Source organism: Pullulanibacillus pueri, assembly GCF_014639255.1.
GTDB lineage: Bacteria > Bacillota > Bacilli > Bacillales > Sporolactobacillaceae > Pullulanibacillus > Pullulanibacillus pueri.
Genome location: NZ_BMFV01000050.1, coordinates 1 through 23,628, shown reverse-complemented (window position 1 = coordinate 23,628; position 23,628 = coordinate 1). Strand labels below are relative to the sequence as shown.

The window sequence follows — 23,628 nt, the reverse complement described above, 5'->3', positions numbered from 1 at the left end:
GCAAAAGAAAAAAACAGTCAGAGATGGCTGTTTTTTTGTATGTAAAAAATAAAAGCCCGCAAGGGCAAAATCTTCAGAGCGTGAGGGTTTCGAAGAGCAATAAAGGAACGCTGACGAAAGGCGTTCACGTCCTGTGAACAACGTCAGCGTCAGCACATCCTGTGCAAGCCAAGGGAGCAAGGGAGTGAGACCCCGGAATGTACACTGTACATAAAAAAGGCAGAAATCGTTCCAACTTACACAGTGACTAGCTCTAATGCATACAAAAGAGTATATAGTTATTTTTTTAAAATTTCTATTCCCTTAAATCATAATAAATCTTTTGTGATTGTAGTTTCAAAAAACTAGTCAAAAAATTCCCTGTTCATTGAATAAATTTAATGATCCAGGGAGAGAATGATGAGTGGAGGCGATATAACATGGGGACTGTAGTGAATATTAAAGATGAAAAAGAATGTATTATCTGTGAGAAAAAGGTGGAAAAGGGTATTCACGTTTGTAATCAATTAATATGTGAAAAGTGCCAAGAAGAAATGATAGAAACAGATGTCAGTGATGTGAAATACAACTTCTTTATTCAAAAATTAGGCAAGTTAAGCTTAACAATAAAAGAACCCAGAGTTGCGGGTGAGCAAATGTTAAAATGAGCATTTGCTTTTTTTTTGCACTGGAAAAGGGAAATGAATCCTGTTGAGCCCTAAGTATAGCTACAGGGATAGACCGTTTCTGTTGGACCTTAAATTCATCTATAAGATAGCTTACAGCGGCCCGATACACATAGATTGTTGTCCAAACTAGTAGTATCCATTAAAACTTTGTACAGTTAGCTTTTGAAATGAAAGAACTTACCAGTTAAAAAAGGGATAATAGATTAAATGGGCAAATGAAGAATATGCCCCTATATGATACAATAGTAGAAAATCATCTTAGAGAAGTTTATAAAAGGTCAAAGGGAGCTCTAGACATTAAAAAAAGATTCAATGCTTAACATTTTGCTTTGAATTTTGTCCCTCGAGGTTCTTCTAGATCTATATATAAAGGGATATAACAATGGACCAAACACAAACGCCATTATTTGATGCTTTATGTGATTACGAAAAAAGACAGTATTATTCCTTTCATGTTCCAGGACATAAGGATGGTTTAACTTTTCATAATAAAGGTAAATCCATTTATAAGGACCTATTAAAAATTGATGCGACTGAACTTGAAGGTTTGGATGATCTTTATTTTCCAACTGGACCCATTGAACAGGCACAAAAGCTCTTGACCCATTTATATAATACCTATAAAAGTTATTTTTTAGTCAATGGTTCAACTGTAGGTAATTTAGTTATGGTCAAGGCAACTTGTTATCCGGGGGATCAAGTTTTAGTTCAGCGTAATAGTCATAAGTCCATCTTTAATGCACTAAAATTGGCCAGAGTCCATCCTGTATTTATGTCGCCAGAGGTTGAGGGTGCGTCGGAAATGGCCGTGAGTCCGAGCAACAAAACAATCATTAGGGCTATTGATCAGAATCCACATATCAAGGCCATGATTTTAACCTATCCGAATTACTATGGGCTTGCTGAACATATTGAGGAAGCGATACACTATGCACGCACTCAAGGGATACTAGTCCTTGTAGATGAGGCACACGGTCCGCATTTTCAGCTAGGTTCACCTTTCCCGAAGAGTACGCTTGCGATGGGTGCAGATATGGTGGTCCACTCTGCGCATAAGACATTGCCAGCAATGACAATGGGATCCTTTTTACATCTTAATTCTGACCGCATTTCTAGAAAAAAGGTTGAATCCACTTTAGCGATGTTGCAAACCTCTAGTCCTTCTTATCCAATCATGGCATCACTTGACTTAGCAAGAGCCTATTTAGCTTCCATTCAAAAAAAGGACATTGATACATTGATCAAAAAGATAGCCTTCTTTAAAGAGGGATTAGATCATATCGAAGGGCTAAGTGTAGTAGAGGCGGATTCAAAATATGAACAGGATCCATTAAAGCTTTTAGTGAAGTCTGAAGGTCGAACCGGATTTCAGCTTCAAAAAAAGTTTCAAAGTTTAGGGATGTTCCCTGAAATGGCGGATATCAATCAAGTATTGTTCACCTTATCTTTGGATCCACAGGTGGATTATAATAAACTTCTTCAAAATATAACATCAGGTTTTAAGGGCATAAAGCAAGGGTATCAAAGGCTTGATGAGACAGGACAGTTTGCTAAAAACATCAAGGTGTTGGAAGCGACGCACCCATTAGCTCTTTCGTATGAAAAGATGGAGACATTGACGAAGGTACAAATACCCTTGGAAAAAGCTGCAGGACAAGTGGCAGCAAATATGATTATTCCTTATCCCCCTGGTATTCCTTTAGTTTTAGAAGGAGAAAGATTGAGTCAAGGGAAGATTGAGGCCATTTTCAACGGGTTAAAACTGGGAGCGCATATCCAGGGGCTTGATCAAATGGCGCAACCACTTACCGTTGAAGTATATAAAGAAAAACAGTAGAACAAAAAGGGGATAAAACGTGAACGGGTTATTTATTACATTTGAAGGTCCGGATGGTGCCGGAAAGTCAACACAGCTTAAGAAATTAGGAGAATACATTGAAGAACTGGGCCTGCCATTTATAAAAACGCGAGAGCCTGGGGGGACCAAAATTGGTGATGCCATTCGATCTATCTTGTTAGATCCTTCAAATGAAACATTGACGGAAAAGACGGAGGTTCTTTTGTATGCTGCTTCCCGAGCTCAACATGTTCAAGAAGTCATCCTGCCGGCACTCCAAGCTGGGAAAATCGTGCTTTGTGATCGTTTTGTTGATGCGTCAATTGCTTACCAAGGGTATGGACTGGATCTCTCATTAAAAGCTGTTAAGATTATTAATGAATTTGCAATTGAAGGAATAACACCCCATCGAACTTATTTAATTGATTTACCTCCTGATCAGGGGAGACTACGTATGGTGAAGAGACAGAGGGGAGATCAAGTGGTCTATGATTTAGATCGTATTGAGCAAAAAAATCTTTCTTATCATCAAAAGGTGCGTGCAGGATTTCATCAGATCTATAACGAAAGTAAAGAACGTATATGTCTCATTGATGGTACGCAATCCATTGAAGCTGTCTTCCAAGAAATTAAGCAGGATTTCCAAACGTATTACAAAACTCTAATTTAAAGAGGTGGAATGAAGTGAAATTGATTATGGCGGTAGTGCAGGATAAAGATAGCAATCGTTTGTCGAGCGCGCTTGTAGAATCAAACTTTAAGGCCACTAAATTAGCGAGTACCGGTGGATTTTTAAAATCAGGAAATACCACATTTATTATCGGTACGGATGATCATCGTGTCAATAAATTATTGAGTGTCATTAGGGAAAACTGTGAAAGTAGAGACCAAATGATTGCACCGATCTCACCAATGGGAGGAAATGCAGATGCTTATGTTCCCCACCCTGTTGAGGTTGAAGTTGGAGGCGCCACTGTCTTTGTTTTATCCATTGATCAATTTGAGCAATTTTAATGAGGGAACCCCATGAAAATCAACATTGATAAAGAATTACGCATGTTACAAGAGAGACAAGGCATTTCTAAACCGGTGGATCAAGGGTCGAACGATTTTAGAAGCTTTGTTCGCAATCAGACAAAGGGATCTGAGACAGCAGCGATATTCGAAGGGCTATTGTTACGCCTTGATGAACAAGGGAAACGACTGGCACGTGCAAAAACAGTGAAGGATCTACAAGTATTTAAACGACTCGTTCAGCAATTTGTACAAAAGGCAGTGTCTCATGGGTTAGAATTGAATCAGAGCCATAGCTGGCATTTTGGAAATGGACAAATCCAAACGCTTGTAAGAACCATTGATCAGCAAATGATGGAGCTGACACAAGGGGTGCTCGAAGGTGGCGCTGATTCTTTAACTATACTTGCAAAAATAGGTGAGATTAAAGGCCTATTAATCAACTTATATCTGTAACTCATGAGGGCTATTTAGAAAAAACAGGCAAAGAGAGCGCCCGATCCCTTTAGACAATGACCTAAAGGCAGCGTCAGCAACCTAGTTGATTGGAACGGAAGGGGCTCGGGGCTCCTTCAAGCGTTGAATAAAAAACTGAAATGATGATTCAGCAAAAAGAAAGCGGGAGTACAATGAATTGGCGAGACGTCCAAAGCAAGCAACATAAGGTAGCAAAAATATTAACCAATGCCCTTAAAAATGGCCGGCTCGTCCATGCATATCTTTTTATAGGAGATCGAGGGACTGGGAAGAAGGAGGTTGCCTATCAATTTGCTCGAAGTTATTTTTGTCCACATAGCGATGGGATTGAACCGTGTGGGCAATGCTCAGAATGTAAAAGAATTTTGTCTGGCAATCACCCTGATTTAATGGTGCTAAAACCGGATGGTCGGACAATTAAAAAAGAGCAAGTTGCAAATTTAATTAAGGAATTTACTTACCGTGGCGTTGAATCGGATAAGAAATTTTTTATCATAGAGCAGGCCGACTTATTGACCCCTCAGGCAGCTAATAGTTTATTAAAGTTTATTGAAGAACCTCAAAGTCAAACTGTTGCAGTCCTTTTAGCAGAAAATCGCTATCAATTATTAGAGACTATTATTTCTCGGTGCCAACTTATACAATTTACCCCTTTATCTCAAAGTGATGTTGAAAGCCATTTAACCAACCAAGGGATTTCCAAAAATATAGCACGACTCGCTTCAGCCCTGACTCAGGATGTGCAAGAGGCAAAAGCGTTATGTGAAGAGGAATGGTTTGCTAATGCCATTGCCAGCGTGATACACTTTATGGAAGATATATATATTCGATCAAATCATGCTATAATAACATTATACGAAGAATTTTCCTTGCAATTTAATGATACTGTTAAATTGCAGACAGGTTTAGATCTTATTATTATTTGGATGAGAGACCTTTTAAATCTTCATTTAGATAAACTTGATGAGATTGTTTATATCGATCAAATGGAGAAACTAAAGCAACAGTTATTAAATGTTTCAATTGATAGCGTTGTTTTGGGATTATCCTTAGTATTAGAAGCCAAAAGGCGTTTAGATTTTAATAGCCATCCATTGGGTGTAATGGAACAGCTTGCACTGAGATTGCAAGAGGGGGCAGGAAGTTATGTATGATGTTGTAGGTGTCCGTTTTAAAAAAGCGGGTAAAATATACTACTTTGATCCCGGTGACTGGGACATAGATGAAGGTAGTCACGTCATTGTTGAAACAACACGTGGCGTTGAATATGGTAAGGTGGCCATAGGCAAGCGCCAGGTGGATGCTCATGATGTTGTGCTCCCTTTAAAAAAGGTTTTAAGAATTGCGACCGAGGAAGATCGTATTCAAGTGACTCAAAACAAGAAGGATGCACAGGAAGCTTTAACTCTGTGTACCGACAAGGTAAATGAACACAACTTGGAGATGAAGCTTGTCGATGTAGAATATACCTTTGACCGCAATAAAATTATTTTCTATTTTACGGCAGATGGCCGTGTCGATTTTCGAGAGTTGGTCAAGGATTTAGCAGCAATCTTCCGTACCCGGATTGAGTTAAGACAAATCGGGGTAAGAGATGAAGCTAAATTACTTGGAGGTGTTGGTCCCTGTGGTCGACTGCTTTGTTGTTCAACCTTCTTAGGGGATTTCGAGCCTGTTTCCATAAAGATGGCCAAGGATCAAAATTTGTCGTTGAACCCAGCCAAAATCTCTGGTGTGTGTGGTCGACTAATGTGTTGTTTAAAGTACGAAAATGACTATTATGAGACGGCTAAGCAAGAGTTGCCCGATATTGGAGAGAAGGTAAGTCTACATCATGGTAAGGCACGTGTGGTCGGATTGAATATCCTTGAAAAGTTGGTGCAAGTGGAGCTAGAGGAAGAACAAAGGATTTTAGAGTATACATTAGATGAGTTAATTGAAGAAGGCGCAATTTCTTCGTAAGCCGCGAGATAAAGAGGTGGGTGACTTGGAGAAAAAGGATATTTTTTCACAAGTAATTCGACTTGAAGAACAAATTGGTAATTTATATAATGAATTAGGCGATCTCAAGGCCCAACTCGCAGAAGTTCTTGAAGAAAATCAGAGGTTAACCATTGAAAATCATAATCTTAGAGAGTGGAAAGACACCACTGAGGTCAGAGAAGATGATAATGGAGATAAATCTCTGGAGCATAAGACAAGACCAGATGTTGGGGAAGGCTATGATAACTTAGCGCGCCTTTATCAAGAAGGATTTCATATTTGTAATGTGCATTATGGAAGTCTTCGTAAGGAAGGCGATTGCCTTTTTTGTCTATCCTTTTTGAATAAGAAATGAAATAGACCTTTCCAATAGGAAAGGTTTTTTACTTAAAAGAAAAGAAACCACATAGCGGTTAAGAGCATGCCGCCACTATGTATAATGAAAACAACACATGTAAATGGAAAAGTGTCCTTTGCTTTTTGGGGTGTTTTGAGGTGCTAGCTTCAGCGTTTTTACACGGATGTGATGGTTTTAACTGGTCGTCATTAGTGACCGCAGCATACATGGGAGGCTACCTGAGTTTCCCCAAGGAGCCAGAGCACCTTTCGTTCCAATCAACTGGATTGCTGACGCTGCCTTTTGGTAGAAGACCTTTCAGTGTCTCAAGGGTCGGGTTGCTTTTCGCCGGGTTTTTCCTATCCCGAGGTTAAAGGGTTATTTTTGAATAAAGGTATACGAGTCTGAAATCGCGTCCTACCTTTTAACAATATATTAGAGGAGATTGAAAGTGTTAAAAGAAGAGTATAATGAGCGTATTGATTATCTTTTTGATAGTGATCTTAAAATCATTCAAAGTTCTGAGGTCTTTTCTTTTTCTATAGATGCGGTGCTCTTAGCAAAGTTTGTGGGCTTGCCTATAACCAGGGGGAAAATTATTGACTTGTGTACGGGAAATGGGGCAGTTGCCTTAATGATGTCATTGCGTACAAAGGCGAAGATCACAGGCGTTGAGATTCAGTCTCGGCTAGCAGATATGGCCACAAGAAGTATTGCATTAAATGGTTTAGAAGAACAAGTGGACGTTTATTGTGAGGATATAAAGAAAGTCGTTAAAAGAGTGGGGTTCCATCAATTTGATACTGTTACCTGTAATCCCCCTTATTTCTCTGAAAGGCAAACGCCGAATAAAAATCCTAATCGTTCCTTGGCTATTGCCCGCCATGAAATTTATTTAACCTTAGAAGAAGCCATTCACGTCTCGAGTCAATTAGTCAAGCAGAGGGGAAAGGTTGCGTTTGTCCATCGTCCCGAAAGGTTAGGAGAAATGCTTGAGCTCATGCCCCTTTATCGATTGACGCCAAAAAGGATTCAATTTGTCTATCCAAAGCAGGGTAAGGATGCCAATATTATGTTGGTTGAGGCGATAAAGGATGGCCGGCAAGGGATAAAGGTATTGCCCCCTCTTTTTGTATATGATGAAGAAGGGCAATATACCAAGGAGCTGTTAACGCTTGCCAGTCATAGATCATAACCATTTTGTTTATATTTTGGAATGTGCAGATGGGACTTATTATACGGGATATACGAATAATTTAGAAAAAAGGCTACGTGCTCACGAGCAGGGTAAAGGGGCGAAGTATACAAGAGGGAGAGGACCATTAAAGCTGATTTATCATGAAACATTTATGACCAAAGAAGCGGCTATGAGCCGGGAATATGCGATTAAACGGATGAATCGTCAGGCAAAAGTGCAGTTAGTAAAGGGTGAAACAATGAATGATTGAACAAAAAAGTTTTCAGAATGAAACCGATGGCCAGCTTTTCCTCGTGCCTACACCTATAGGAAATCTTGAGGATATGAGTTTCCGGGCAATAGCGACTTTACAAAAGGTGGATATCATAGCAGCAGAGGATACTCGGCATACATTGAAGCTCTGTAATCACTTTGATATTCATAAGCCTTTAGTCAGTTATCATGAGCATAATAAAAAAGTTAGCGGAGAAAAACTTTTAAAAGTATTGCAGGAGGGGCAATCGGTCGGGCTAGTTACTGATGCTGGAACCCCGGGGATTTCTGATCCAGGGGCAGATCTTGTTCGGGAATGTATGGACAAAGGGATTTCGGTTATTCCATTGCCAGGTGCAAATGCGGTTCTCCCAGCACTTATTGCTTCAGGCCAAAATACGGATCACTTTCTTTTCTATGGTTTTTTGCCGAGACAAAAAAAGGAGCGAGCAGAAATTCTGAGCCAGCTGGCAGTGATTCCTTATACTCTTATTTTTTATGAGGCGCCTCACCGCTTGAAACAAACATTAGGAGCGATGAAAGCTGTATTAGGCAATCGGAAGGCAACATTAGCAAGAGAGCTCACAAAAAAGCATGAAACATTTTTAAGAGGGAATATAGAAGAAATTGAGCGTTGGGCAATTGATCAAGAAGTCAAAGGGGAATGTTGTCTGATCATTGAAGGTGGAACTCCCGTAGATGATGAAGGGGATCAATGGTGGGACAATCTTACGGTCATTGATCATGTGAATTTTTATTTGAATGAAAAGGGATTGGAAAAAAAGGAAGCGATTAAGCAGACGGCTCTTGATCGTCGTCTTCCAAAAAGGGAAGTCTATAATACTTTTCACGAAGCTATCCAGTAATTTAAAAGGAATAGAAAGCCCCTTTAATAATAAGAAGATATCTTGAAATTAAAGGGGCTTTGATTTTTTAGTTTTTTTAAGTTTAAGGATAAACGCAGTGATCTTTAGTCACCAATTCTCTCTATTTTTTGGTTTAGTCCTTAAAGCTTATCTTTATATCTATTATTTTTCTAGATATTCTTTGATTTCGTTTAGGACCATTTCTGCGCCCTCTTTGCTGAGGATCAATTTCCCTCCAGCAATCGTAAGGTTGTCGTCAGAAATTTCTCCAGTGACTTGGCAAGTCATGCTTGGCTTATATTTTTTTAAGATAATGCGTTCATCATCTACATAAATCTCTAACGCATCTTTCTCATTAATGCCAAGTGTACGTCTTAACTCGATAGGAATTACGACACGACCGAGTTCGTCCACTTTTCTCACAATACCAGTTGACTTCATACGGTTTCTCCTCCTTAAATTTCTAACATGTTCGACAAGTTTGTTTTTCTAAATAATGGTACCAGTGTTTCCTAAACATGTCAATGTTTTTATGGATAATTTAATAGTAACTGAGAGAAAGAACATTGTACATAGTTTTATAGTATCAATAAATATGACGATGAAGTATAAGACTTTTTCAATGGGTTACAACTATATTTGTACTCTATAAAAATGGTTGTTTATGTTAGTTTTATCCTATAATATGATAAACTGTCATTATCGCATTCTTATTTTTGAAGGATGGGGATTTGATGAAGAATCCAGACATCCTTGACATTGTCAATAGGGATTGCGTATAGTTTTTGAAAGGTCATTAACTTGGAAGCGAAGGTTAGTTATAGGGAGGTCTACTGATGTCAGAGAACAGGAAATCATTTTACATTACAACACCCATTTATTACCCAAGCGGCCGTTTACATATTGGACATGCTTATACAACGGTAGCAGGAGATGCTATGGCCCGTTATAAAAGGCTTCGTGGCTATGATGTCATGTATTTAACGGGGACAGATGAGCATGGGCAAAAAATCGAAAGAAAAGCAGAGGAACAAGGGATAAGTCCACAAGCTTATGTGGATGGCATTGTTAGTGGGATCCAGCAACTTTGGAAGAAACTCGATATAAGCTATGATGATTTTATTCGAACCACAGAAGAGCGTCATAAACAAGCTGTACAAAAAATATTTACAACGCTTGTGAACAAAGGGGATATCTACTTAGGGGAGTATGAAGGATGGTATTGTACCCCTTGCGAGTCTTTTTATACTGAGACTCAATTGGTAGATGGAAAATGCCCTGATTGTGGAAGACCTGTGGAAAAGGTAAAAGAAGAATCTTACTTTTTTAAGATGAGTAAGTATGCGGATCGTCTATTAGACTTTTACGAAGCGAATCCCGAATTCATTCAACCCGAATCACGTAAAAATGAAATGATTAACAACTTCATTAAACCGGGGTTAGAAGATCTTGCGGTGTCACGGACAGCCTTCGAGTGGGGAATTAAAGTTCCGGAGAATCCTAAGCATGTTGTGTATGTCTGGATTGATGCTTTGACCAATTATATTAATGCTTTAGGTTACACGACGGATCATGATGAGAAATTCAAAAAATATTGGCCTGCAGATGTCCATCTTGTAGGGAAGGAAATTGTTCGATTTCACACCATTTATTGGCCGATCATTTTGATGGCCCTTGATATCCCCTTACCTAAGAAAGTGTTCGCCCACGGTTGGTTACTTATGAAAGATGGCAAAATGTCAAAATCTAAAGGGAATGTGGTTGATCCAGAGCCTATCATTGATCGCTATGGACTTGACGCCCTTAGGTATTATCTTTTAAGAGAAGTGCCTTTTGGTGCTGATGGTGTGTTTACTCCTGAGGGATTTGTTGATCGTTTAAATTTTGACCTTGCCAATGACTTGGGTAATTTGCTTAATCGTACGGTCGCTATGGTAGGGAAATATTTTGAAGGCCAGGTGCCGGCTTATCAAGGACACCTGACAGACTATGATCAGTCCCTTGAAAAGGCTGTGCTTCAAACCGTGAATAAGGTTGAAGCACAAATGGAACAGTTACAATTCTCTGTGGCGCTGACAGCTATCGGCCAGCTTGTAAGTCGGACGAATAAATACGTTGATGAAACAGAGCCTTGGGTGCTAGCGAAGGACGAATCAAAACGCGATCAGTTAGGTTCGGTAATGGTGCACCTTGTGGAATCCTTGAGAACCATTGGTATTCTTCTGCAACCTTTCTTAACGTCAACCCCTGAAAAGATTTTTGAACAACTCGGTATTTCTGAGAAAGCGGCATTAGATTGGGAGAGCACTAAGAAAATTGGATTAAGTGACGGCTCTTGGCAAGTGGTAAAAGGCCAACCGATTTTCCCAAGATTGGATAGAGAAGAAGAGATTAACTACATTCTTAGCCAAATGAGAAACCCGGTTGCTTCTGAATCTGAGGAAGAAGACGAAGGTAAAAAGGCAGAGGAACAACCGTCAGCGGTTCCAGAAAAGACAGAGGAAATCACTATTGATGATTTTGCTAAGGTGGAACTGAGAGTCGCTCAAGTCATTAAGGCGGAAAAGGTTAAAAAGGCGGATAAGCTCTTGAAATTACAACTTAATCTCGGTTATGAAAAGCGTCAGGTGGTATCGGGTATTGCTCAGCACTATACTCCCGAAGAGTTAGAGGGGCAAAAGGTCATTGTTGTCGCCAACCTTAAGCCTGTGAAGTTAAGAGGAGAGTTATCACAAGGGATGATTCTAGCAGGCGAAGAAGCTGGTGTCTTAAAACTTGTACAAGTGGATCAAACGTTACCAAATGGTGCGAAAGTAAAGTAAATAGGACTAAAATTTGGGATGGGGTGCTTATACCCCATCTTTTTCCATTTGCAACATCAGAAATTATACCTTATAAGTGCAATTTTAGCTTTCGTCATTAAGAATTGGCGACAACTTTAATGTATAAGGCTTATTCCTGAACATCAGGCTGTGCTTAGCGATGAAGTACTAGCTAAGTTTTCTAATGTAACAGAACCTTAACATTGCTGAAATGGATCTGTTGTATGTTTAATATAAATCCGTGTTAAACTATCAAAAGACTTTCAAAAAGTAGAGGGATATTTATGCTGTTTGATACACATACACATATCAATGCAGAAGAATTTGATCAGGATCGTGAAGAAGTCATTAAGAGGGCGAGGGATACAGGAGTCTCGCATATGGTTGTTGTTGGATTTGATAGGTCAACGATTACCCGAGCCATGAACCTCGTGAAAGAGCATGATGATATGTTCGCGGCAGTCGGGTGGCACCCTGTCGATGCTATCGATATGACAGATGAAGATCTTGATTGGATTGAGTCTCTAGCACATGATCCTAAAGTGGTTGCTTTAGGGGAGATGGGTCTTGATTATCATTGGGATAAGTCCCCAGCAACAGTTCAAAAACAAGTGTTTAGACGCCAAATTCAGCTTGCTAAGAAATTGGACATGCCGATTATCATACATAATCGAGAGGCTACCGAGGACATTGTCGCGATTCTGGAAGAGGAAGACGCTCAGCAAGTCGGTGGCATCATGCATTGTTATAGTAGTGATTGGGAAACGGCTAAGCGATGCCTTGATATGAATTTTTACCTCTCTTTTGGTGGTCCAGTCACATTTAAAAATGGTCATTTGGCAAAAGAGGTCGCTACACAAGTGCCATTGGACAGGCTGTTAATTGAAACAGATTGTCCATACTTGAGTCCGCATCCTTTTAGGGGGAAAAGGAATGAGCCTGCTCGAGTGAAACTTGTTGCTGAGCAAATTGCAGCATTAAAAGGATTGACCTATGAAGCATTAGCCAGCATCACTTCTGATAATGCCAAACGATTATTTAAAATAAAGCATTGACCTTTAAGATAAGGGCAACGAAATCTATCAAAAAAGCAACTTATACTTTATGTTCAAATGGGAATACTAGATATAGATTGCTAGATAAATAGGAGGGGTTTAATGTTACCCAATGCAATAAAAAGGCTCTTTCAGGCACACAGAACAAAGGTCGTAACAACGATTCTTACTGTGTTTGTCCTAGGATTTGCAACCTTTTTCGCATATACTGCATATGCATCCGGGGAAAAGACCTTAACTCTAGAAAAAAACGGAAAGAAATATTCAATTACAACGAGAGCAAATACTGTTGAAGAATTATTAAAAGAACAGAATATAGATATAGATGAAAAGCATGATTGGGTAAACCCCAGTTTAGATGCAGATGTTGAAGATCAAATGACCGTCCAATGGAAAGAGGCGCATCAAGTTGACCTATCAGTTGATGGGAAGAGTAAGCGTCTTTGGACAACAGCAATGACTGTTCAACAATTGTTGGATCAGCAAGGCATAAAAACCGATCAATACGATACGGTCAAGCCTGAGAGTGGTTCTGAAATTGCGGGTAATATGAACGTTTCAATCGATAGAGGCATACAGGTTTCCCTGTTTGATGGGAAAAAGAAACCCACTCATATTAAAGCAGTTGCTCACACAACGGTTAAACAACTGTTGGAAAATCAGGGTATTACATTAGGTAAGAATGACAAGCTTTTGCCTAAAGATCGTAATCAGGAATTAAACGATGATGAAGTTGTTAAAATAACCCGTGTAGATAAAGAGACAACAACGGAAACTGAACCGATTGACTATGAGATTGTGAAGCAAAATGACAGTAGTTTAGAAAAAGGTCAGACAAGAGTCATCCAAAATGGCGAAGAAGGGCAAGTCGAGAAGACTTACGAAATCACAAAGGCCACTGACCATAAAGGGACTACTGAAAATAGAACTTTACTCAAAAAGAGAGTCACAAAAAATCCTAAGAAGAAAATTATTGCCGTTGGGACTAAAGTGATCCAGCATCAATCTCAGACATCCAGAAGTTTATCGAGTTCCAATGATACCGTCTTATATATGCAAAGCACGGCGTTTACAGCAAGTTGTAAAGGCTGTAACGGGATTACATCGTTAGGCATTAACTTGAAGGCTCACCCAAGTTCTAAAGTGATCGCTGTAGATCCTAGTGTGATTCCATTAGGCTCTAAGGTATGGGTTGAGGGTTATGGCTATGCCATTGCTGGTGATACTGGCGGGGGCATCAGCGGTAAAAAAATTGACGTCTTTTTGCCATCTAAGAGTCAAGCTAACCGCTGGGGAACCCGAACCGTAAAAGTTAAAATATTGAATTGAAGTGCAGAGGGGAGGTCAACTGCACTTCTTTTTTTCTGTTCATAAATATAGACGATTATTGTTGCAAAAATGTTTCATTTTATCATTAAATTATTTTATAAACTTTTTTGGAGGAATGAAATGGATATAAAAGAAATTATTGTTGTAGAAGGAAAAAGTGATACACTAGCTATAAACCGAGCACTTACTGCCGATACTATTGAGACTAATGGTTCGGCAATTAATAAACAGACATTGAACGCCATTCGTCATGCCCAGGCGGTAAGAGGAGTAATTGTTTTTACTGATCCTGATGTTCCAGGAGAACAGATACGAAGAAAGATTACAGACTATGTCCCTGATTGTAAGCATGCCTTTATAAAAAAGAAGGAGGCCTTTGGAGGCAAAAACCACAGTCTGGGAATTGAACACGCGGCGCCGGAAGTGATTATAGAAGCACTGAAAAAGGTTTATACCGTTTCAACAGAGCAGCCTGAGAGAATTCCTCGAAAATTATTAACGAGAAAAGGGCTTGTGGGGGGCTCGCGATCCAAAGCTCGACGCCAGGCTCTTTGTGAGCGGCTCAATATTGGCTATACTAATGGTAAACAGTTATACAAGCGATTACGTATGTTTCAAATCACTCAGGAACGTTTTGAAGAGGCGCTTCAACAAGTCATGCAGGAGGAAACTAATGAATAAGCTGTCGACCTCGAAAGAAACACAACTTATTTTAAAAAAATTTGATTTTAAAATAAAAAAAAGTTTGGGGCAAAATTTCTTAATTGACGACAATATCCTCAGCAATATTGTTAAAGCAGCAGATGTTGATAAGGATACGATTGTTTTTGAAGTTGGCCCCGGTTTAGGTGCATTAACCGCTCACTTGTCGGAAGCAGCCAAAAAGGTGGTGGCCATCGAAATTGATCGCCGTTTAGAACCCATCTTAAAAGAAAGATTTCAGGCCTATTCCAATATAGACATTGTATTTGAAGATGTCTTAAAAGCCGATATAAGTGCTTTGATTGACGAGCATGTTACAAACGGGGAACGGGTAGCCGTTGTTGCCAATCTACCTTATTATGTAACAACTCCAATATTGATGCGGTTTTTGGAGGCTAAAACATCCGTCATTGAGACCATCGTTGTTATGATTCAAAAAGAGGTTGCGGAACGGCTCAATGCCGAACCAGGAGAAAAAAGTTACGGTTCATTATCCATTGCTGTTCAGTATTCTTCTATTCCTAAAATCATGATGACTGTTCCTAAAACCGTCTTTATTCCGCAACCAAATGTGGATTCAGCGGTTATTCGTCTTGATTTGTTAAAACAAAAAAAGGTTAAGGTGAACGATGAAGACTTTTTCTTTAGGGTTATCCGTGCAGCCTTTGCCCAACGCCGTAAAACCTTGATGAACAATTTAACGCATGCCTTTGGTAAAGAACAAAAAGAAGCGATTCTTACAAGGTTAGAACAGATCGGAATTGATCCCAAAAGACGAGGAGAGACGCTAACTATTGAGGAATATGCAAAGCTGAGTGAAGTGCTTCTCCCAATAGGGAAACCGTAAAAAATTTAATGAATGTCCTGGCCTACCTTTATGACATAGGTAGGCCTTTTTTAATTAGAGAAATTCGAGTTGTTTCGAGGAAGCCTACTATGAAGCCTGTCTAGTAGACGCAGGAATACAGGGCATTTGTGGTCTGAATATTTTGGAATACAGATCGTCCCTTCCAAAATTAGCTGAGGCAAATGAGACTTGGAGAGAGCCACATTTTTCTTAGGAGTCATCATTTTGGATTTTCTGCATATGTTGATATTAGGGTCATTTGCTTTGTAAACGTCCTGATTTCCGAAGGAGGGAAGCTATGGCAATAAGTGTGGGAGATATAGTGACAAGGAAGTCGTATAAATGCGATGTCTTCTTTCGGATCATACGTATTGATGAAGCCAATAACATAGCCGAGTTAACAGGTGAAGATCTCCGGTTATATGCGGATGCACCACTAAGTGATTTGGTACAAGTTACAGAAAGGGAACAGGAAAACTATACTAAAAGGCAAATGAAGTTAGAGGATGATTCCAATCGATTGTTTCGTCAGGATTACCAAATGCTTAGGGCGAAGAGGGAATACACCTCAACGAATGGTTATCGTGAACAAACGTCCTTTTTTGAAATTCCAGGAAGAGTTTTGCATATTGATGGAGATCCTTACTATTTAAAAAAATGCTTACGCGTCTATGAAAAGCTTGGGGTGCCTGTTTTGGGTAAATATGTAAAAGAGGATGAAATGCCCGATACAGTTCCTGAATTAGTCCGCCATGTTCGTCCAGATATACTTGTGCTTACAGGTCACGACGCTTATATGAAAAATAAGGGACCAGAAGATGAATTAAAGGCATACCGACATTCTGGACACTTTATAAGAACGGTAAAAGAGGTGCGTTATCTCATTCCTCATCTTGATCAATTAGTGATTTTTGCAGGAGCATGTCAATCTCATTTTGAACTCTTGATTCGTGCAGGGGCGAATTTTGCCAGTTCTCCGACACGAATAAACATTCATGCCTTGGATCCTGTTTATTTAGTATCCAAAATCAGTTTTACCTCGTTTATGGATAGTGTGAATGTTTGGGATGTCCTAAGAAATACACTTTCTGGTGCTGAAGGAATGGGAGGTGTAGAAACAAAAGGGATTTTAAGAACTGGGATGCCCTACAATAAACCATAAAATAGTTTACATAATTGATCAAGAATTGTACATTCTATAACTAGAAGTTCATCTAGCGGCATCACCTCTCTCTAATGAGTCGGTGAAACTGCTTAGAATTTAATCAGTCAAACATTTCTAGTTGACAATGAGGTTTAACCATTGCTATAATTAAACCTTTTTTGCACAGTTTGACAAAAGGACTCGAATCATGTTATAATTTGGTTAAGCGAGGTGGGTTGCGCAATGGGAAATACGATTAAGGACATTAAGGATGCTCTAGATGAAAGAATCGGTAAACGTTTGACGTTAAAGGCCAACGGAGGTCGTAGAAAAACGATTCATCGCATCGGGGTTTTAGAAGAAACTTATCCGTCCGTGTTTATTGTCAAACTCGACCAAGAGACAAATGCTTACGAACGTGTCTCTTATAGCTATACGGATGTACTCACAGAAACAGTTGAAATAACTTTTGCAGAAGAAGCAGCAGCAAGCGGGCAGTAGGCATTTATGTCTCACTGCTTTTTTTTATCTATAAAAGTTCGACAGCGCCTGTTCAATGATGAAAGGCTAAACAGTCTCAGAGATAGGGATAGGAATACATAATAAGAAGTGAAATGAAGAACACTAATAGAGTGCTCGGCCTATAAATAAGGGGGGTTATTCCATGGGCAGACGTAATGGCATTATGTCTAACCAATTGAAGGAAGAAATCGCCAAAGAACTTGGGTTTTATGATACTGTCCAACAAGAGGGTTGGGGAGGTATTAGAGCTCGTGATGCTGGTAATATGGTAAAAAGAGCTATTGAAATGGCGCAAAGCCACTTAGCGGACAGCCAAACAAAATAATGCTAAGGCAACCGGAGTCTTGTACTCCGGTTGCTTTCGTTTTACACTATAAAAAAGTATAATCTGAGGTAGATATAAAGTTAGTGGAGGTATACCGTCGATTGGGAATGGACGACAACCTTAGTGTGTGAAGAGGGATGCTTGACATAAGGCTATGCTAAGCGAGGCAATAGGGGATAAGCCAAATGACTTTAACTAAGCAAGGAAGTATAAGCTGCCGAGGAAATGAAGAGTACCGGTGGAAAAGGTCTTCTTCGATAGGGACTTGAAAGAAGTTCAGTTTTTCTGAGGTTTTATGAAAGGGAACGAGGTAAACATGGTGAAACTCATAGAAAAGGCACCCGCAAAAATAAATTTATCATTGGATGTCCTCAATAAAAGGCCGGATGGCTATCATGAAGTACGGATGGTGATGACCACCGTCGATCTTGCTGATCGTATTGAATTTGAACGTTTGGAAACAGATGAGATTATTGTTCGCTCGACCTCAAGCTATGTTCCAGAAGATGAAAGGAATTTGGCTTATAAGGCAGCCAAGCTCATGAAACAGACATATGGTATTACATCAGGTGTAGCCATTAAGATTGTGAAGGAAATCCCTGTAGCGGCAGGATTAGCTGGAGGGTCGAGCGATGCTGCTGCTACGATCAGAGGGTTAAATAAATTATGGAAATTAAATCTTAAGTTGAATGAATTAATGGCTCTCGGGGAAAAAATTGGGTCGGATGTTCCTTTTTGCATTAATGGTGGAACGGCTTTAGCAACCGGGCGAGGCGAAGAAATAAAGAGATTACCAGCGCCGCCTTCATGTTGGGTTGTGCTTGCGAAGCCTGCGGTATCTGTCTCTACAGCAGAAACGTATCGGGATCTTGATTTAAAGGATGTTCAACATCCTGATGTCGAGGGCATGATTTCAGCCATTCGAGATCAAGATTATCATCAGATGTGTGCACAACTCGGTAATGTTCTAGAAAGCGTCACTATTAAAAAGCGACCTGATGTAAACCAAATTAAATCATTAATGGTGAGAATGGATGCGGATGGGGTTTTGATGAGCGGCAGTGGTCCAACGGTCTTTGGGCTAACTCGACATGAGTCAAGATTAAATCGTATTTGCAATAGTCTCAAGGGATTTTGTCCCAATGTTTTTGCTGTCCGTTTACTTGGTTCGCCCATCGGTCTTGAATAAAAGCATTGAATTCGTTAAGATATTAACAATTACATTGACAGGTTTTGGAGGAAAGATATGAAATTAAAAAGAAGCAGTCGGTTGGTCGATATGACACACTATTTGTTACAGCATCCCCATAAACTTGTTTCCTTATCTTTCTTTTCAGAACGATATGCTTCTGCAAAATCTTCAATAAGTGAGGATTTAGTCATTATTAAAGAAAGCTTTGAGACACAAGGTATAGGGAAACTCACCACTGTACCAGGAGCTTCAGGTGGTGTGAGATTCCTCCCTCTCGTGAAAAAAGAGGCTGCAGAACAATTTTTACATACTTTAAGTGCAACCCTTACGGATACGGAACGATTGTTGCCTGGTGGGTATTTGTATATGACCGACATACTAGGGGATCCGTTGACCATTAACGAAATTGGTCGTTTAATCGCGTCAGCGTTTGTAACAAAACAGGTCGATGTGATTATGACTATGGAAACAAAAGGGATTCCACTCGCTTATGCTACTGCATCACAGCTTAATGTTCCTGTTGTCATTGTTCGAAGAAGTAGCAGGGTAACCGAAGGGTCTACGGTCAGCATTAACTATATTTCAGGCTCATCTAAACGCATTCAATCCATGGTTCTCCCACGTAGGGGACTAGCCCCAGGCTCCCATGTTCTTGTTATTGATGATTTCATGAAGGCCGGAGGAACGATGAAGGGGATGACCAATTTAATTAAAGAATTTGATGCTGAACTTGCTGGCTGTGCGGTTTTAGTAGAAACAAAAGAAGTGAGTCCAAAATTAGTGGACGGCTATTTATCTCTATTAAAATTGGGTGAGATGGACCAAGAAAGTGACATATCAGTAGAAATTGGCAATTATTTTGATTATTTTCAGGAGGATGATCTGCAATGAAAACAACATTCACAAAAGAAGCTCCCGAAGCGATTGGCCCTTATTCACAAGGGGTAGTGGTGAACAATATGTTCTATAGTTCTGGACAAATCCCTTTGACAACAGAAGGCGTCATGGTCGAGGGTGGCGTTGAAGAACAAGTTCATCAAGTCTTTACTAATCTTAAGGCGGTTCTTGCCAGTGCAGGTGCCTCTCTATCAACGGTCGTCAAGACCACTGTTTTTATAAAAAACATGGATGATTTCCCCGTCATTAATGAGATTTATGGAACATATTTTAATAATCATTTACCTGCAAGATCCTGTGTTGAAGTTGCCAAATTACCAAAAGATGCCCTTGTTGAAATTGAAGTTGTTGCGTTGGTAAAATAAGGTTAACAAATTTTTTTGATTTTTTTTAATATCTTAGAAGGATTTTCTAGCCATTTGTCGAAGAAGTTTAGTAGTCTCTTATCTTCTAGAAAAAGGTGGTGCTAAATTATGGAAGTGACAGATGTGAGACTGCGTCGAGTGAACACGGATGGACGGATGCGTGCCATTGCATCGATAACTATTGATCATGAATTTGTTATTCACGATATTCGTGTTATTGATGGGAATAATGGGATGTTTGTTGCCATGCCAAGCAAGAGAACACCGGATGGTGAGTTCCGTGATATTGCCCACCCGATCACTTCTAGCACGCGCGAAAAGATCCAGAGTGCGGTATTAGATGAATACCACCGAGTTGGTGAAGCAGAAACCGCATTTGAAGAAGCAGGTGCTTCATAACGAAAGTCAGGACCCGATCGTTTTCATGGATTGGGTCCCTTTTTTGGTACCGCTTTCTATCGGGGTGTCCAAAAGGGCTCTTGTTGTTAAGGTGTTAAAAAGTTTAATATTTGGGTTTTTTGTACATAAATAAATAAAAATTACCGGTCCTCAGATTCCTTGAAATCCGTAACTATTTGAGCTATAGTTTTATTGGATAATAAGGTATTTATGGAGGTTACCTATGGCAAATAGATATGCAGTGATACTTGCTGCCGGTCAAGGAACGAGAATGAAGTCCAAACTATATAAAGTGCTACATCAAGTATGTGGTAAACCGATGATTCAGCATATTGTTGATCAAATCAAGCCTTTGGCCTTCGAAAAACTTGTAACGGTGGTGGGTCACGGTGCTGAACGTGTAAAAGAACAACTTGCTGACTCAACGGAATATGTTCTTCAAGAGGAACAGTTAGGGACAGGTCATGCGGTGTTGCAAGCGTCTGCAATCCTAGGAAATTTAGAGGGGACAACCGTTGTTTTATGTGGTGATACTCCATTGGTAACTCAAGATACTATTGAAACCCTTTTAGAGTACCATGAGAAGGCACAATCTGCTGCCACTGTTCTTACTGCGTATACCGACTCTCCAAAGGGCTATGGAAGGATTATTCGATCCGTTGATGGTGCATTAGAACGTATTGTTGAAGAAAAAGATGCTTCTTCGGAAGAACGGTCCATCAAAGAAGTGAATTCAGGCATTTTCTGCTTTGATAATCATAAATTATTTTCTGCATTAAGTAAGGTATCGAATGATAATGCTCAGGGTGAATATTATTTACCTGATGTGCTGTCTATTCTTCAAAATGAAGGCCATTCTATTTCAGCGTGTCAGGTCGATGCTTTTGATGAGTTACTAGGTGTGAATGATCGAGTAGCTTTAGCACGAGCAGAAAAGTTGATGCAAAAAAGAATTAATGAAGATCTTATGCGAAAAGGTGTCACTCTCATTGACCCTGATCACACTTATATATCAATTGACGTTGAAATTGGCGCGGATACGGTGGTTTTACCAGGGTGTAAGATTTCTGGGACAACAACTATTGGTGAGGATTGCGAAATAGGTCCTCATACGGAAATAAAGGATAGTCAAGTTGGGAATAGTACTACAATTAAGCAATCGGTTGTTAGTGATAGTGAAGTAGGCAATGGGGTTCACATTGGACCTTTTGCCCATATTCGACCATTGTCAAAAATCGGCAATGATGTGAAGGTTGGGAACTTTGTTGAAATTAAAAAGTCCTCTATTGGGGAGGGCACAAAGGCATCTCACCTCAGTTACATTGGGGATGCCGAAGTAGGGGCAAAGGTGAATTTGGGTTGTGGCTCAATTACTGTGAATTACGATGGTACCCATAAATTCCTCACAAAAATTGAAGACGGAGCTTTCATTGGGTGTAATGCTAATCTGGTTGCACCTGTGACGGTTGGAAAAGGCGCATTTGTCGCTGCTGGCTCTACGATTACCGATGACATCAATGCTAACGCGCTTGCTATTGCACGGGCAAGGCAAACGAATAAAGAAAATTATGTAGAAAAACTAAGGTCTAAGAATAAATAATGGAGGGACCGGCAACATGCCAAACTATCTTGACCCAAATTTAAAGGTATTTACACTTAATTCAAATCCTGCACTAGCAGAGGAAATTGCAAAACATATTGGCATTCATCTTGGAAAAAGCTCAGTTTCAATGTTTAGTGATGGAGAAATTCAAATTAATATTGAAGAGAGTATACGAGGGTGTGACGTATACGTTATTCAATCGACATCAAATCCTGTTAACAAGCATTTGATGGAGCTTCTAATTATGATTGATGCTTTGAAACGAGCATCAGCCCGGACAATTAACGTGGTCTTACCTTATTATGGCTATGCGCGCCAAGACCGCAAAGCACGGTCAAGAGAACCCATTACAGCGAAACTCGTTGCGAACTTACTTGAAACGGCAGGTGCGACCCGAGTGATCGCTATTGATCTTCATGCTCCGCAAATCCAAGGATTTTTCGACATTCCTGTAGATCAACTCCTTGGGGTGCCGATTCTCTCCGATTATTTCAAATCTAAGAAATTAGAAGATATTGTTGTCGTCTCTCCTGACCATGGGGGTGTGACACGTGCCAGGAAAATGGCTGATCGATTGAAGGCACCGATTGCCATTATTGATAAACGCAGGCCAAGACCTAATGTTGCAGAAGTCATGAATATTGTTGGGAATATTCAAGGGAAAACTGCGATTCTTATAGATGACATCATTGATACAGCAGGAACGATTACTCTTGCAGCTAATGCACTCATTGAAAATGGTGCAAAAAGTGTTTATGCGTGTTGTACACATCCAGTACTTTCTGGACCAGCGATTGAAAGGATTTCAGGGTCAAGTATTAAGGAATTAGTGGTGACCAATACAATTCCGCTACCTAAGGAAAAACAAATTGATAAAGTAACAAGTCTATCAGTGGCGCCATTGTTAGGAGAAGCAATTATTCGTGTCCACGAAAAATTATCCGTAAGTAAACTCTTTGATTAAGGGCCATTAGGTGCAAACAAAAAGTGCGGGTTTTAAAAACTGTCTAAAAGGGAAATAGTGAAGATAGAAGGGAGTGTCTGCTTTGCCAGCACAATTAAATGTTAAGGAAAGAGACAACTCAAAACATTCATTCACTAGAGCCTTGAGAGATAGTGGAAAAATACCTGCAGTTGTCTATGGAAAGACAGTGGGAAACAGAGGGATTTCCGTCGATGAGAGCGACATGATCCGTGTCTTCCGTGATTCAGGGAGGAACAGTGTCATCAGTCTCAATATTGATGGACAAGCCTTCTCTGCCATGGTTCAGGATTTGCAAGTCGATCCTCTTAAGGGACACATCGTTCATATCGATTTCTTAGAGGTTGATATGAAGGTTGAAAAAGAAGCGGTTGTGCCCCTGCACACTGTTGGTGAAGCTGTTGGTCAAAAGGAAGGCGGCGTTGTTCAACATAATGTGAATGAGCTGACCGTTAAGGCCTTACCAGCCAATATTCCAGCGGCAATTGAGGTTGACATCTCTGCATTAACTATTGGTGATGTCTTAAAGGTGAAGGACATCCCAGTGTCCGGAGATTATGAAATCCTCGATGAGGGCGATGAGGTTGTGATTTCTGTTCAACCACCGACCTTAGAACCAGAAGTAGATGAAGAACAGCAAGAGGCTGAGGCTTCTACAGAAGAAAAACCAGCAAATGAAGGCGAAGAAGCATAAACGCCAACCATCCAAAGCAGGTGTAATCCGTTAAGGGGGACACCTGCTTTTAAGGCTCTATTATATATGTTGGGGTTTGTAGACAATTTACAATGCTGTTTTGGTTAAGTGAAAAATA

At 39.9% G+C, this 23,628-nt stretch carries 27 protein-coding genes; 26 read left to right on the top strand and 1 reads right to left on the bottom strand.

Features of this window, described 5'->3' with window-relative positions; genetic code table 11:
• The first annotated feature begins 419 nt into the window (after positions 1-419).
• The 11 genes from IEV91_RS20030 to rsmI all read left to right on the top strand — a co-directional run bounded on the left by IEV91_RS20030 (position 420) and on the right by rsmI (position 8,632).
• On the top strand, positions 420-647 hold the full coding sequence (locus IEV91_RS20030) for a sigma factor G inhibitor Gin (RefSeq protein ID WP_188499210.1): 228 nt from the start codon (positions 420-422) through the stop codon (positions 645-647).
• A gap of 403 nt (positions 648-1,050) precedes the next feature.
• On the top strand, positions 1,051-2,505 hold the full coding sequence (locus IEV91_RS20025) for an aminotransferase class I/II-fold pyridoxal phosphate-dependent enzyme (RefSeq protein ID WP_188499209.1): 1,455 nt from the start codon (positions 1,051-1,053) through the stop codon (positions 2,503-2,505).
• Between the two features lie 19 nt (positions 2,506-2,524).
• A complete protein-coding gene (gene tmk / locus IEV91_RS20020; protein ID WP_188499208.1) occupies positions 2,525-3,175 on the top strand; it encodes a dTMP kinase in 651 nt (216 codons plus the stop codon).
• 14 nt (positions 3,176-3,189) lie between these two features.
• Entirely contained in the window at positions 3,190-3,519 is a 330-nt protein-coding gene (gene darA, locus IEV91_RS20015; protein WP_188499207.1) for a cyclic di-AMP receptor DarA, read from the top strand.
• Positions 3,520-3,531: 12 nt separating this feature from the next.
• The gene (locus IEV91_RS20010) at positions 3,532-3,975 is read left to right on the top strand and encodes a YaaR family protein (RefSeq protein ID WP_188499206.1); all 444 of its coding nucleotides are present in this window, start codon (positions 3,532-3,534) and stop codon (positions 3,973-3,975) included.
• A 173-nt stretch (positions 3,976-4,148) separates the two neighbouring features.
• Entirely contained in the window at positions 4,149-5,150 is a 1,002-nt protein-coding gene (holB, locus tag IEV91_RS20005; RefSeq protein WP_188499205.1) for a DNA polymerase III subunit delta', read from the top strand.
• Positions 5,143-5,958: a PSP1 domain-containing protein gene (locus tag IEV91_RS20000; protein ID WP_188499204.1), complete on the top strand. Its 816-nt coding sequence runs from the start codon at positions 5,143-5,145 to the stop codon at positions 5,956-5,958. Before holB ends, IEV91_RS20000 begins: the two co-directional genes overlap by 8 nt.
• Before the next feature lie 25 nt (positions 5,959-5,983).
• The gene (gene yabA / locus IEV91_RS19995; RefSeq protein WP_188499203.1) at positions 5,984-6,334 is read left to right on the top strand and encodes a DNA replication initiation control protein YabA; all 351 of its coding nucleotides are present in this window, start codon (positions 5,984-5,986) and stop codon (positions 6,332-6,334) included.
• A 433-nt stretch (positions 6,335-6,767) separates the two neighbouring features.
• Positions 6,768-7,511, top strand: a complete 744-nt coding sequence (locus tag IEV91_RS19990) for a tRNA1(Val) (adenine(37)-N6)-methyltransferase (protein ID WP_373284470.1) — start codon at positions 6,768-6,770, stop codon at positions 7,509-7,511.
• Positions 7,501-7,764, top strand: a complete 264-nt coding sequence (locus IEV91_RS19985; protein WP_188499212.1) for a GIY-YIG nuclease family protein — start codon at positions 7,501-7,503, stop codon at positions 7,762-7,764. The genes IEV91_RS19990 and IEV91_RS19985 overlap by 11 nt, the downstream gene beginning before the upstream one ends.
• On the top strand, positions 7,757-8,632 hold the full coding sequence (gene rsmI, locus IEV91_RS19980) for a 16S rRNA (cytidine(1402)-2'-O)-methyltransferase (RefSeq protein ID WP_188499201.1): 876 nt from the start codon (positions 7,757-7,759) through the stop codon (positions 8,630-8,632). Before IEV91_RS19985 ends, rsmI begins: the two co-directional genes overlap by 8 nt.
• 162 nt (positions 8,633-8,794) lie before the next feature.
• Here the strand turns inward: rsmI and abrB are convergent, their stop codons facing one another.
• Positions 8,795-9,073 (bottom strand): transition state genes transcriptional regulator AbrB, encoded by a 279-nt coding sequence (gene abrB, locus IEV91_RS19975; RefSeq protein WP_188499200.1) that lies wholly within the window; start codon positions 9,071-9,073, stop codon positions 8,795-8,797.
• A gap of 395 nt (positions 9,074-9,468) precedes the next feature.
• On the opposite strand from abrB, the gene metG reads away from it, so the two are divergent.
• The 15 genes from metG to IEV91_RS19900 all read left to right on the top strand — a co-directional run bounded on the left by metG (position 9,469) and on the right by IEV91_RS19900 (position 23,510).
• Positions 9,469-11,454 carry a methionine--tRNA ligase gene (gene metG / locus IEV91_RS19970; RefSeq protein WP_188499199.1) on the top strand — a complete coding sequence of 662 codons (1,986 nt, stop codon included), beginning with the start codon at positions 9,469-9,471 and terminating at the stop codon, positions 11,452-11,454.
• A gap of 284 nt (positions 11,455-11,738) precedes the next feature.
• Positions 11,739-12,509 (top strand): TatD family hydrolase, encoded by a 771-nt coding sequence (locus tag IEV91_RS19965; protein WP_188499198.1) that lies wholly within the window; start codon positions 11,739-11,741, stop codon positions 12,507-12,509.
• Between the two features lie 102 nt (positions 12,510-12,611).
• The gene (locus IEV91_RS19960) at positions 12,612-13,838 is read left to right on the top strand and encodes a resuscitation-promoting factor (protein WP_188499197.1); all 1,227 of its coding nucleotides are present in this window, start codon (positions 12,612-12,614) and stop codon (positions 13,836-13,838) included.
• 120 nt (positions 13,839-13,958) lie between these two features.
• Positions 13,959-14,519 (top strand): ribonuclease M5, encoded by a 561-nt coding sequence (gene rnmV / locus IEV91_RS19955; protein WP_188499196.1) that lies wholly within the window; start codon positions 13,959-13,961, stop codon positions 14,517-14,519.
• On the top strand, positions 14,512-15,387 hold the full coding sequence (gene rsmA, locus IEV91_RS19950; protein WP_188499195.1) for a 16S rRNA (adenine(1518)-N(6)/adenine(1519)-N(6))-dimethyltransferase RsmA: 876 nt from the start codon (positions 14,512-14,514) through the stop codon (positions 15,385-15,387). Before rnmV ends, rsmA begins: the two co-directional genes overlap by 8 nt.
• Positions 15,388-15,685: 298 nt before the next feature.
• Positions 15,686-16,549, top strand: a complete 864-nt coding sequence (gene yabG, locus IEV91_RS19945; RefSeq protein ID WP_188499194.1) for a sporulation peptidase YabG — start codon at positions 15,686-15,688, stop codon at positions 16,547-16,549.
• A gap of 225 nt (positions 16,550-16,774) precedes the next feature.
• Positions 16,775-17,032: a biofilm formation stimulator Veg gene (veg, locus tag IEV91_RS19940; protein ID WP_188499193.1), complete on the top strand. Its 258-nt coding sequence runs from the start codon at positions 16,775-16,777 to the stop codon at positions 17,030-17,032.
• A gap of 163 nt (positions 17,033-17,195) precedes the next feature.
• Positions 17,196-17,378, top strand: coding sequence for a small, acid-soluble spore protein, alpha/beta type (locus IEV91_RS19935; RefSeq protein WP_188499192.1), 183 nt, complete (start codon positions 17,196-17,198; stop codon positions 17,376-17,378).
• A gap of 319 nt (positions 17,379-17,697) precedes the next feature.
• Positions 17,698-18,567 (top strand): 4-(cytidine 5'-diphospho)-2-C-methyl-D-erythritol kinase, encoded by an 870-nt coding sequence (gene ispE / locus IEV91_RS19930; protein ID WP_188499211.1) that lies wholly within the window; start codon positions 17,698-17,700, stop codon positions 18,565-18,567.
• Between the two features lie 57 nt (positions 18,568-18,624).
• Positions 18,625-19,461: a pur operon repressor gene (gene purR, locus IEV91_RS19925; RefSeq protein WP_188499191.1), complete on the top strand. Its 837-nt coding sequence runs from the start codon at positions 18,625-18,627 to the stop codon at positions 19,459-19,461.
• On the top strand, positions 19,458-19,832 hold the full coding sequence (locus IEV91_RS19920; protein ID WP_188499190.1) for a RidA family protein: 375 nt from the start codon (positions 19,458-19,460) through the stop codon (positions 19,830-19,832). The genes purR and IEV91_RS19920 overlap by 4 nt, the downstream gene beginning before the upstream one ends.
• Positions 19,833-19,940: 108 nt before the next feature.
• A complete protein-coding gene (gene spoVG / locus IEV91_RS19915; protein WP_188499189.1) occupies positions 19,941-20,231 on the top strand; it encodes a septation regulator SpoVG in 291 nt (96 codons plus the stop codon).
• 223 nt (positions 20,232-20,454) lie between these two features.
• Positions 20,455-21,831, top strand: coding sequence for a bifunctional UDP-N-acetylglucosamine diphosphorylase/glucosamine-1-phosphate N-acetyltransferase GlmU (glmU, locus tag IEV91_RS19910; protein ID WP_188499188.1), 1,377 nt, complete (start codon positions 20,455-20,457; stop codon positions 21,829-21,831).
• A gap of 16 nt (positions 21,832-21,847) precedes the next feature.
• Positions 21,848-22,798 carry a ribose-phosphate diphosphokinase gene (locus IEV91_RS19905; protein ID WP_188499187.1) on the top strand — a complete coding sequence of 317 codons (951 nt, stop codon included), beginning with the start codon at positions 21,848-21,850 and terminating at the stop codon, positions 22,796-22,798.
• Between the two features lie 82 nt (positions 22,799-22,880).
• Positions 22,881-23,510 carry a 50S ribosomal protein L25/general stress protein Ctc gene (locus IEV91_RS19900; RefSeq protein ID WP_188499186.1) on the top strand — a complete coding sequence of 210 codons (630 nt, stop codon included), beginning with the start codon at positions 22,881-22,883 and terminating at the stop codon, positions 23,508-23,510.
• The last annotated feature ends 118 nt before the right edge of the window (positions 23,511-23,628 follow it).